At 43.5% G+C, this 10,571-nt stretch carries 9 protein-coding genes, 1 tRNA gene and 1 pseudogene; 5 read left to right on the forward strand and 6 right to left on the reverse strand.

The window, feature by feature from the left end; translation table 11 throughout:
* Positions 1-223: 223 nt before the first annotated feature.
* Entirely contained in the window at positions 224-793 is a 570-nt protein-coding gene (locus tag ABFX15_RS08320; RefSeq protein ID WP_346024993.1) for a DUF4352 domain-containing protein, read from the forward strand.
* Between the two features lie 184 nt (positions 794-977).
* Here ABFX15_RS08320 and ABFX15_RS08325 read toward each other — a convergent pair.
* Positions 978-1,061 (reverse strand) — tRNA-Leu (locus ABFX15_RS08325).
* Between the two features lie 132 nt (positions 1,062-1,193).
* Between ABFX15_RS08325 and ABFX15_RS08330 the strand changes: the two genes are divergently transcribed.
* On the forward strand, positions 1,194-1,805 hold the full coding sequence (locus tag ABFX15_RS08330) for an HAD family hydrolase (protein WP_346024994.1): 612 nt from the start codon (positions 1,194-1,196) through the stop codon (positions 1,803-1,805).
* 389 nt (positions 1,806-2,194) lie between these two features.
* Here ABFX15_RS08330 and ABFX15_RS08335 read toward each other — a convergent pair whose 3' ends face one another.
* From ABFX15_RS08335 to ABFX15_RS08350, 4 genes are all read right to left on the reverse strand, one after another.
* The gene (locus ABFX15_RS08335) at positions 2,195-2,668 is read right to left on the reverse strand and encodes a SprT family protein (protein WP_346025000.1); all 474 of its coding nucleotides are present in this window, start codon (positions 2,666-2,668) and stop codon (positions 2,195-2,197) included.
* Between the two features lie 82 nt (positions 2,669-2,750).
* Positions 2,751-4,925 (reverse strand): Tex family protein, encoded by a 2,175-nt coding sequence (locus tag ABFX15_RS08340; RefSeq protein WP_346025001.1) that lies wholly within the window; start codon positions 4,923-4,925, stop codon positions 2,751-2,753.
* A 97-nt stretch (positions 4,926-5,022) separates the two neighbouring features.
* On the reverse strand, positions 5,023-5,844 hold the full coding sequence (locus tag ABFX15_RS08345; RefSeq protein ID WP_346024995.1) for a metallophosphoesterase: 822 nt from the start codon (positions 5,842-5,844) through the stop codon (positions 5,023-5,025).
* Between the two features lie 8 nt (positions 5,845-5,852).
* Positions 5,853-6,596 (reverse strand): metallophosphoesterase, encoded by a 744-nt coding sequence (locus ABFX15_RS08350; RefSeq protein WP_346024996.1) that lies wholly within the window; start codon positions 6,594-6,596, stop codon positions 5,853-5,855.
* 228 nt (positions 6,597-6,824) lie between these two features.
* On the opposite strand from ABFX15_RS08350, the gene ABFX15_RS08355 reads away from it, so the two are divergent.
* From ABFX15_RS08355 to ABFX15_RS08365, 3 genes are read left to right on the forward strand one after another with little or no spacing between them, the layout of a single operon-like run.
* Positions 6,825-7,688, forward strand: coding sequence for an efflux RND transporter periplasmic adaptor subunit (locus ABFX15_RS08355; RefSeq protein WP_346024997.1), 864 nt, complete (start codon positions 6,825-6,827; stop codon positions 7,686-7,688).
* Between the two features lie 15 nt (positions 7,689-7,703).
* Positions 7,704-8,411, forward strand: a complete 708-nt coding sequence (locus tag ABFX15_RS08360; protein WP_346024998.1) for an ABC transporter ATP-binding protein — start codon at positions 7,704-7,706, stop codon at positions 8,409-8,411.
* Positions 8,412-9,632, forward strand: a complete 1,221-nt coding sequence (locus ABFX15_RS08365; protein WP_346024999.1) for an ABC transporter permease — start codon at positions 8,412-8,414, stop codon at positions 9,630-9,632.
* Positions 9,633-10,055: 423 nt separating this feature from the next.
* Here ABFX15_RS08365 and ABFX15_RS08370 read toward each other — a convergent pair.
* Positions 10,056-10,511 (reverse strand): annotated as a pseudogene (locus ABFX15_RS08370) (solute carrier family 23 protein); the annotation flags it as partial.
* Positions 10,512-10,571 lie beyond the last annotated feature (60 nt).

Genomic DNA, 10,571 nt, shown 5'->3' on the forward strand with positions numbered 1-10,571 from the left:
TGCGTAATTTCTTTGGTGAGGGTTAATCCGATAGGATTGTGAAGCATTTATTAGGGTGCGAAACTTGAGTAATTAAATATTTATTAATATATATTGCTGTAGGATTATTTTCGCTATGATAGGGTTCTGGTCTTACAGTAAGTCGTGGGCAAGAAGACATACTCACTACGTCAGTTTCTACCCTGTCAACCAAAACGGTATAACTTACGAGGAGGAAAAGTAGATGGAAATGAAGAAATTATTGGCTTTAATTTCTGCAAGCGCATTTTTACTAGCAGCTTGTGACGATGTAGATACTCCAGCAGATGATGACGATTCAGCAGCTGTTGAAGACGACACTGAAGCAGAAGCAACCGAGTCAGAAGAGGTCGGTGAAGAGGCAGATACTGAAGAAGAAACAGCTGAAGTGGAAGTGGAGCCTGAAGAGTCTGAATTACTGTCAATTGGAGAGTCTATCACAATTGATGATATAACGATGACCATCACCAATGCAGAGTTCACTGACGAACGAAACCAGTTCGAAGAAGATGAGCCCGAACATGTCATTGCTATTTATTACACACTTGAAAACGACACAGATGACGACTATGGATATGGTATGGATTTTGATGTTTATGTGGACGGCTCCCAAGCAGATACATACCCGAACGACAATTCAATGGGTTCTGTTTCAAGCGGACGCTCAACTGATGGCGTAGCACATTACGCAGTAAATGGCGAAACTATAGAAGTCGAGTGGGAACCTTTATTTTCTTTTTCAGGTGAAAAAGGAATCTGGGATGTTACACCGTAATATTAATAAGGGAACGCACTTTAATGCTCTATTGTAGCATTAGTGCAGGACAAAAGGCCTTTAGTGAGATAGTGTCTCGCTAAAGGCCTTTTGTGGTATAAATAAAAATGCAAGTGAGGTCACATGAAAATAAGGATTTGACATCCTCATTTCAGAGACACACTCACTTGCATTTTTCATAGGATGCGCACGAGAGGACTCGAACCTCCACGGGGCATCGCCCCACCAGCCCCTCAAGCTGACGCGTCTACCATTCCGCCACGTGCGCTATTTTCTCAACAGAAGCTATCATATCAATGTTTGAGTAAAATGTCAATATACTGAACAGATATAACTTGTGCTCTACTTCCTTATCCCGGTATGTTATCTTAAAGATATAAAGATTTTAGGAGGAAAACACATGATCAATACGGTAGTTTTTGATATGGGTAATGTTCTGATTCGTTACGCGCCCACAGAATTCATTAAATCGTTTACTGAAGACGAAACGTCTCAGCAGCTCCTGCTCGATGCCATTTTTCTGTCGGATGAATGGTTGGATTACGATAGAGGGACCATTACAAAAGAAAAACTTATCGCGACTGCACAGGATCGGGTCCCTGAAGACTTGAAGCCATCTATTCCCCGTCTGATGGATACATGGTTCGAAAACATGATGCCGATTGCCGGGATGGAAGAAATCCTACATAAACTGAAAACTAACGGGTACCAGCTCTTACTGCTATCTAATGTGTCTCAGGACTTTCACCAGTTCAAGGCTGTCATCCCAGGCATTGAATTATTTGACGGACTCTTCCTGTCTTCTGACTGGAAATGCATCAAGCCTGACACGATTATTTATGAACAGTTCTTTGCTCACTTTGATCTCAATCCAGCTGACTGTTTCTTCATCGACGACCTGGCGATGAACATTGAAGGGGCAGCAAAATTAGGCATGAACGGTCATGTCTTTGACGGGGACCTTACAAAACTCGAAGACTCATTTAAAAAAGCCGGCATTCGCCTGTCCTGAATCAAAAAAAGATCAGCTCGGTATCACTTTATGAGCCGACTAATCTTTTTTTATGTAGATTAGTTAGGCTTTCCTATCTACCAATGGGTCAAATATAGATACATGGTCTATTGGGCTTGTTTTATTTAAGGCGAATGTACCATATAGTCATATTTGACCCATTCAAGTCTTATTATAATGGACGAATGGGTCATATAACGGTTTATGGACCATTTCCCACACCCTTTTTCTTTAGTAGAGAGATGGGTCTGTTCCAAGTTAATATGTGGATCCCACATATTTCCACCTTTTCTCTTCCTTATTTATAAAAAGTGGCACCTTTAATCGAAAAACTCCTAGCTGAGCGGATACTTACCGATCAGTTAGGAGCCTCTTAACATTCTATACACTTAATTCACCGCTGTTTTCCGTTCGATTCTGCCTTTCAGTTCAAAGTTGCCTTTACATCTGGCACAGACATATTTACTCATGTTGAATCGACGCTGTCTGTGGATCAGGCTGTCACAAGATGTGCACCGATATTCCCAGTACTGGACGACTTTTTCTTCTTTCAGCGAAGGGACAAACCTTAAGCCACCTACTTGCTTAAGTAACAGCTTGAAGTCACGATCTTTATGCTGATAGCCCCGGCCTTCAAGGTGAAGATGATAATGACAGAGTTCGTGCCTGACTATTCCAATAAAAATCTCTTCACCCAGCTTATCGATTACTTTAGGGTTAAAGTCGAGATTGTGACTTTTCATATGATAGCGTCCACCTGTAGTACGCAGTCGGCTGTTAAATGCAGCTTGGTGTCTGAAGGGTTTACCGAAATCGTTCAAGGAAATCGTTTCGACCAGCTGCTGCAGTTCTTTCTGGTTCATATGCACTCCCCCATACAGAAGGAAGAAACGGCATGTTGACTGCCCACTCCGTTTCTTCACTCATACATCCTAATTTACCCTGTTATTTATTTACCATTGTCAAAGCAATACGCCCTTTTTTCAAGTCCACTGATTCGATCCATACTTTGACAATATCTCCAACAGCAACGACATCTTTAGGATGCTTGACGAATTTGTTACTCAGTTTAGAAATATGAACGAGACCGTCCTGTTTCACTCCAATATCCACGAAGGCCCCGAAGTCCACCACGTTCCTGACGGTCCCTTCTAGTTCCATGCCTTCTTTTAGATCTTCCATGGTCAGTACGTCCGTGCGCAGCAGCGGTGCAGGCATATCATCACGCATATCACGCCCAGGTGCAACTAGAGCATTCAGGATATCTTCATAAGTTTCCTGACCCAGTCCAGTTTCGTCGAGCACTTTACTGACATCAAGCATTCTGATGCGATTATTTAGATCATCAGATCCAAGATCAGCTTTAGATACTCCTGCCATAGATAAGATTGTTTCAGCCTGCTTGTAGGTTTCCGGGTGAATGCCGGTATTGTCGAAAGGTTCTTTACCATCCGGAATACGGAGGAATCCGACAGCCTGTTCGAAGGCTTTAGGTCCCAGCCGTTTGACTTTTTTCAGCTGAGAACGGCTAGTAAATTTTCCGTTCTCTTCTCTATACGTCACGACATTTTCTGCAGTGGTTTTTGTCAGACCGGAAATATGTTTTAAGAGTGCTGCACTGGCTGTGTTTACATTGACACCGACCTGGTTCACGACTGTTTCGATTACAAAATCCAGTTGTTCCGTCAATTTTTTCTGAGACACGTCATGCTGATACTGCCCGACACCGATTGATTTCGGATCGATTTTCACCAGTTCTGCCAGGGGATCCTGCAGACGTCTCGCGATACTGACCGCACTCCGTTCTTCGACCTGGAAATCCGGAAATTCTCTACGGGCTTCCTCACTCGCTGAATATACAGAGGCACCTGCTTCGTTGACAATGACATAAGCCACTTGGCGGTCGACTGATTTCAATTGTTCAGCGACAAAGGTTTCAGATTCCCTACTGGCTGTCCCATTTCCAATAGCGATGGTATCAACATCATACTTTTTCACCATATTCAGAAATTTCCCGGCTGCTTCCTCACGTTTCCTACCCGAAGCCGGTTTATGTGGATAAATGACATCGATCGCCAATACTTTTCCTGTCGCATCGATGACGGCTAGTTTACATCCTGTACGGTAGGCGGGATCCAGCCCAAGAATGGTCTGATCTTTCAGTGGGGCCTGCAACAGGAGGTTACTCAAGTTTTCACCGAACACTTCGATGGCCTGATCTTCTGCTTTTTCAGTCAATTCATTTCGGATATCGCGTTCGATAGCCGGACCAATGAAACGTTTATACGCATCACTGATAGCTTCTTTCACTTTATTTGTTGCCGGTGTCGATTTCCCATCCGGCAGCTCCTGCTTCATCATATACCCGTAGATACGGTCTTCGTCACTGTCGATCGATACCGACAGCACCTCTTCTTTTTCCCCACGATTCAATGCCAGAATGCGGTGAGACACCAGTGACTTGACTGTTTCAGAATACTCATAGTACATTTCATAGACACCTTTTTCATCCAGGGACTTGTCTTTTACTCTGGACTCAACGGTTCCATTGTTGAAAGTATACTCTCTGATCCATGTCCGGTATGTCGGGTTGTCAGAAATATACTCAGCAAGAATTTCATGCACACCGTTGAGCACATCTTCAACGGTTTCAACCCCTTTTTCTTCATCGATAAACCGGCTGGCTTCACCTTCAATATCACCTGCAGGAAAAGTCAGAATCCATTCCGCCAAAGGTTCAAGTCCCTGCTCCTTAGCAATCGTAGCTTTTGTACGGCGCTTCTGTTTATACGGACGGTACAAGTCTTCAACACGCTGCATTTGAGTAGCTGCTTTAATGTCCTTTTCCAGTTCCGGTGTCAGCTTACCTTGCTCCTCGATCGAAGCAAGAACATCGCTTTTTCGTTTTTCTAGATTGGTCAGGTAAGTATGGCGTTCTTCAATCTCCCTGATCTGTACTTCATCAAGTGATCCAGTCACTTCTTTCCGGTAACGGGCAATAAACGGAACAGTGTTGCCATCTTGAAGCAAGTCCAAAACGGATAGAATCTGCTTTTTCGAATAATCGGTCAATTCTTTATTTAAAAGTTGTATGATCTGTTCTTTAGGTGTATCTGTCAAAACGGTCATCTCCTCTAAGTCTTCATCCCATCTATTTTAACATAAAAATAAAACGAACGAACTGGATTATCTGAAATTGATAGCCCCTGTCCGTCCGTCAGCTGGTGGTGAAGGTCACCATGCTTTTATTCAATTGTGTCGTAAAGTCCTTTATTTTCCAGTGTTTATGATTGCCCACACAGGCACTTATAAATGTCCGTCGTTCATCTCTGACAGTTTTTCTCAGATGCACATGTCCCATGATGCTGTATGTGATATTTGGATAAAGATCGTACAGTTTCTCATAAGCTCTAGCACCGAGAAAGGCGTTGGCATAATTATAAACCCGGTGTGGTAGCGGAATGACAAATTCAGGATGAGTCGCCACATGGGTCATTAAAATGACTTGTCTGTCTTTTACTGCCTCGAGATCCTGCAGCAGCTGATCCAGCATATCCTGACTGACGGTCTGATCCGATCGCCCCCAATTAACGTAGTGTCGATCATTCCAGGAGGCAAATCCATACTGCTTCTTTTCAAAGTCTTCCTTGCTGTACTTTTCATGGTTGCCATAACCGTAATCATACCATCCGGGTGTTCCGACCACAGCAAGATCGTCTCCGAATAATTTAGGACGACCGACAAGTGAATAGGACTGCCGGTTAAAGAACTGATCGATTTCATTCGTATTTACTATATCATGGTCTCTCGCCCAGTAGTCATGATTCCCTGGAACAAACAGCACCGGAATGCCGCTTATCTCTTCTAGTTTTTTAAGAAACCGGTGTGTGGTGTCGTAATGGTTCGACACATCTCCTGCAATCACCAGGCAGTCCACCTTGTGCTCATACAGCCTGTCTGTCAGCTGTTTTTCCAGATCCCATTCGATAAATGCATCATTACGATCGATATGCAGATCAGATACTGTCGCTATCTTCATACTTTGTTTTAATTCCCTCCGAAAAACTGGCTGAATGCATATCCAGTGTTACTGACTTTATATTGCTCAACGATGCCGTCTTTATCGAAAACCACTCCGTGAAGCGTTCCGCCATAAACAGCTCCTCCGTCCAGTCCGATCTTACCATCCCCCGACAGCCAGATATCTGTGTTCGACCGTTCTTCATGAAGCATTGCTGTAACGGTATGGCCGAATACAAAGGTCTTATCAGTGTCATTAGGCTGATCAAAGAACCCTTCTCTGATCCAGACGTAATCCCGGTCAGAAGTGTCAGTCCAGTCCTTCAATGTAAGATTCACACCAGCATGAGTAAATACATAATCTTCCCATTCATATTTCAATGGCAGGGACTCGATGAATGGCTTCAACCAGGGCTCCTGAGATTTTACGCTTTCGGACAGCTCAACCGCATCATACTGTCCTTCCTTTATATCGAGAAAAGACTGCACAGTCACCATTCCCCCATTCATATCGTAAAGGGCAGCTGAATGTTGCGGGCTATTTAAAAAGTCCAGCAGCATGTCTTCATGATTTCCTTTCAAACAGACCGCTCCCTTATTCTCAACCAGATCGCGTGCCAGCCCAAAACAGGCTTTTGGATTTTCCCCTCTGTCTCCCAGATCCCCCAGCAAAATGAGTTGTTCTTCTTCCTCTTTCCAGTGTGTCAGCAGCTTTATGAACATGTCATATTGACCGTGGACATCTCCAACTACGAATACTTTCTTTTTCATGCCAGATTTCCTCCCCGTAGCTCTTTCCAGTCTCTTCTTCAGCTAAGCATAGTTTACCACATACACTTTCTGTGGCACAAAATCCCATCTCGCTGCATACGTATGCGAAAGCGTTAAACGTTGAAATTTTCATGACTTCCACTCTTATTCATAGAAAAGGTCTATGCCTACCTGTATAATTAAAATTGTGTCTAAAATGTACTTTAATATAGAAAGGACGAAGATGATATGAAAGGAAAGAAGTGGGTAGTAATCATTGTTTTCCTGCTATTTTTAGGTTTTGTAGGTTTCAGCATCTACAACACTACTCAGAAAGACGATACAGTTACAGTGCGGATAGCTGAAGTGGAAGAAAGTGACATTACAGAAGTCGTGGTAACGACAGGCATCATCGAACCATCTCAGTCTCAGGAGATTGTCGGCCAGGGTGTCGTTTCAGAACTGAATGTTTCTGTAGGAGATTCAGTCGAAGAGGGCGATACCCTTGTCAATTACGTCGATGGAACAAGCTTCACCGCTAATTTCAATGGAACAGTAACGGAAGTCAATGTGACCGAAGAGGAAGTTGACGTAAATGCTCAGCAGGGCCAGCCGTCGCTAGTTGTTTCCGATCTGAACGACCTTCAAGTTGCCGTTCAGTTATCACGCTCAGATGCTGCGCTAGTAGATGTCGATCAGGCTGTTGAAATGGAATATGCTGATACTTTTTATAAGGGGACAGTATCATCCATAGATCCGGTAGCTACGTCAGAACAGACTCAGATGGGCTCTTCTATCAGCCTAGGAGCGACGATTGCTTTCGATTCTGATACAGATGATCTGATTGCCGGATTTGAAATCGATGTGGATATTATAGTAGATTCTGCTGAAAATGCACTTGTCATTCCTATTGAAGCGCTAAATTATAATCAGGACAACGAACCCTATGTATACATCGTAACAGATGGTCAGGTCAGCGAAGTCATGATCGAAACAGGGATACAGTCTGACGCGCGTATTCAAGTAACTGACGGGTTAAGTGAAGGCGACCAAGTTGTTCTTTCTCCTGGCGAAGATCTTGAAGATGGAGCAGAAGTGGAAATAGACGAGTAATGAGGAGGTGTGCTCATGATAGAAATCACTGATGTTGAAAAGATTTATAAAATGGGCGGAGAAACCGTACGTGCACTGGACAAGGTTTCTCTTAAAATCCAGGAAGGCGAGTTCACCTCGATTATGGGACCTAGTGGCTCCGGAAAATCCACGCTGATGAATATTCTTGGACTCCTGGACCGATTTGACAGTGGCCGTTATCTGCTCAACGGTACGGATGTGTCCGATTTGTCGGATGCGGAGCTTGCGGGAATAAGAAATAAAGAGATCGGTTTCATTTTTCAGTCATTCAATCTTATGGCTAGAATGAATGTCCTCGAAAATGTCATGCTTCCCCTAGTATATGGAAAAGTTCCATATAAAGAAAGACGTAGACGAGCAACAGAAGCCCTCGAAAAAGTCGGTCTGGGCAATCGCCTGGAACATTTAACTAACGAAATATCTGGCGGTCAGAAACAGCGTGTAGCAATTGCCCGTGCAATTGTTAATGAACCATCTGTTCTTATGGCTGATGAACCTACAGGAAACCTGGATTCTAAAACCACTGAGGATATTATGAGAATTTTTCAGGAGTTGAACGATGAAGGCACGACGATCGTTATGGTTACTCACGAACCTGAAATGGCAGAATACACAAAACGTATTGTTCATTTTAGAGACGGTGTGATGAAAAAAGATGAACAGCTGACTCCTAAACAGATACCGAAGCGGGAGGTGGAGTAAATGTTCATAAAAGAAAATCTGAAAATGGCTATAGATAGTATCTTTGCCAATAAAATGCGCTCCTTTCTGACCATGCTCGGGATAATAATCGGAATTGCCTCAGTTATTGCGATTCTGGCAGTTGGTAACGGAGCAGCAGATGAAATCACGCGAACCTTCAGCGATATTGGAGCAACCACGATCAGTCTGAATGCGAACGATCCTGAACAGTCAGGAGACTTGATATCCAATGAAGATCTGAATGTATTAAGCGATTCAATTGATGAAATTCGCTACATCTCACCTAACGAAACGACGTCCGGAAACATTTCTTCAGACGATGAATCACGGCAGGCCATCATATCTTACGGTACACCAGATCTTCAATATGTCAGTCAGTCGATGAGCTCGACATTAGTTGAAGGACGTTACTTCAATCAGGTTGATTTTGACGAATCTCAGGATGTCGTCGTGATAGACGAAGACGGTGCAGAAGCTTTATTCGGAACTACAGATGTGATCGGTGAGACGCTGCGCGTCACGGTTGCTCAAAGCCAGATGAACCTTAGAATTGTCGGTGTGGTCGAAGGATCTTTTGGAGATATGCAAGGTGCTTTCGATACCAGTCAGATTCCATTGTTTGCAGCTATGCCTCAGTCTACGTTGGGCAATCAGGTGCCTCAGATGGCTGGAATGGATTCAGTTTCCATAGAGGTCGAGAGTACTGATCAGATTGATACTGTATCAAGTCAGGTCGTCAGACTTCTCGAACTGAGAAATAATGCAGTTGGAGATAATGTATATAACGCAACTAATTTCCTTCAAGCGCTGGATCAGGTCAACAACGTGTTAAGCCTGTTCATTAACTTCATTGCCGCAGTGGCTGCTATCGCTCTGCTGGTCGGTGGTATTGGAGTAATGAATATCATGCTTGTATCTGTTACCGAACGGACTAGAGAAATTGGTACCAGAAAAGCCTTGGGCGCTACGACGCGTACGATCCTGGTTCAGTTCCTGATGGAATCGATCATTCTAAGCCTTATTGGTGGAATGATCGGACTCACATTAGGCATTATCCTGTCCAACATCATCGCAGGAGCCCTTGATATTGTTCCGATTATTACACTGGGCAGTGTGGCGCTAGTGCTGCTCTTCTCTACTGCTGTCGGTGTATTCTTCGGAATTTATCCGGCACGTAAAGCGGCTAGACTCAACCCGATTGATGCGTTGAGATACGAATAGTTTAATGTTCAAGTGAACTGACAAAAGACCAATTAACTGCTAATATCTTCGGATATGCTCCTAATAAAGTATTCATTAGAAATATTAAAAATTCTACTGCTTTATTAGGAGTTTTTACTATGCGTAAAAATAAGAAATGGACAACTTCTACATCACCTCTGTCCAGAACGTCACTTATCCGATTTCTCTGAAAAGCAGCGCCTGTCTTTTATCTGAATATCTGACTTCCTTACTCAGCATTCAAGTCTGAGTATGGATTCATATCGACGTCTGATCGGATATTTTATACGCTCATTCTACTACTTCCCAGCCACAACCGTTAAGGTATCCCTTGGCCCCTTACAGTCGTGATAAAACAAAAATGCCACTGGTAGACTCTTCAGATTCTTCCCAGTGACATTCAACTATATTAGATTATATTTTTTAAAGCATACCCATGACAATAAAGTTGACGATGAATAGAGCTGTTGTCGCCCAAAGAACCGGGTGAACAACGCTTGCTTTCCCTTTAACTGCTTTGGTGATGATGTAGAACAGGAAGCCTGCTGCAATTCCGTATGAGATGCTGTAGGTGAACCCCATGAACAGAGAAGCGAAAAATGCAGGTACTGCTTCTTCAAGGTTGTTCCAGTCAATTTCTGCAAATGCAGACAGCATCAGAATACCGACTACGATTAGTGCTGGCGCTGTGGCAGCTCCAGGAACGACTGAAATCACTGGTGCAATAAAAGCTGTAAGAAGGAACATAGTAGCAGTTGTCAAGCTGGTCAGCCCAGTCCGCCCGCCAGCACCGATTCCCGCTGCACTTTCAACAAATGTCGTAACAGGTGACGTTCCAAAGATTGCTCCAACTGCTGTAGCAACAGTATCTATGTGTAAAATAGTTGTCGGAAAGTAAAATAGTAGGGCAAGAAATTAAAGTAGACAAAAAGAAAGAAG

The sequence above is a fragment of the Alkalibacterium indicireducens genome, assembly GCF_039522005.1.
Classification (GTDB): domain Bacteria; phylum Bacillota; class Bacilli; order Lactobacillales; family Carnobacteriaceae_A; genus Alkalibacterium; species Alkalibacterium indicireducens.

Bases quoted from the DNA above. Each gene is read 5' to 3' on its own strand.
- ABFX15_RS08320 (WP_346024993.1), top strand. From the start codon at position 224: ATGGAAATGAAGAAATTATTGGCTTTAATTTCTGCAAGCGCATTTTTA.
- ABFX15_RS08330 (WP_346024994.1), top strand. From the start codon at position 1,194: ATGATCAATACGGTAGTTTTTGATATGGGTAATGTTCTGATTCGTTAC.
- ABFX15_RS08335 (WP_346025000.1), bottom strand. From the start codon at position 2,668: ATGAACCAGAAAGAACTGCAGCAGCTGGTCGAAACGATTTCCTTGAAC.
- ABFX15_RS08345 (WP_346024995.1), bottom strand. From the start codon at position 5,844: ATGAAGATAGCGACAGTATCTGATCTGCATATCGATCGTAATGATGCA.
- ABFX15_RS08350 (WP_346024996.1), bottom strand. From the start codon at position 6,596: ATGAAAAAGAAAGTATTCGTAGTTGGAGATGTCCACGGTCAATATGAC.
- ABFX15_RS08355 (WP_346024997.1), top strand. From the start codon at position 6,825: ATGAAAGGAAAGAAGTGGGTAGTAATCATTGTTTTCCTGCTATTTTTA.
- ABFX15_RS08360 (WP_346024998.1), top strand. From the start codon at position 7,704: ATGATAGAAATCACTGATGTTGAAAAGATTTATAAAATGGGCGGAGAA.
- ABFX15_RS08365 (WP_346024999.1), top strand. From the start codon at position 8,412: ATGTTCATAAAAGAAAATCTGAAAATGGCTATAGATAGTATCTTTGCC.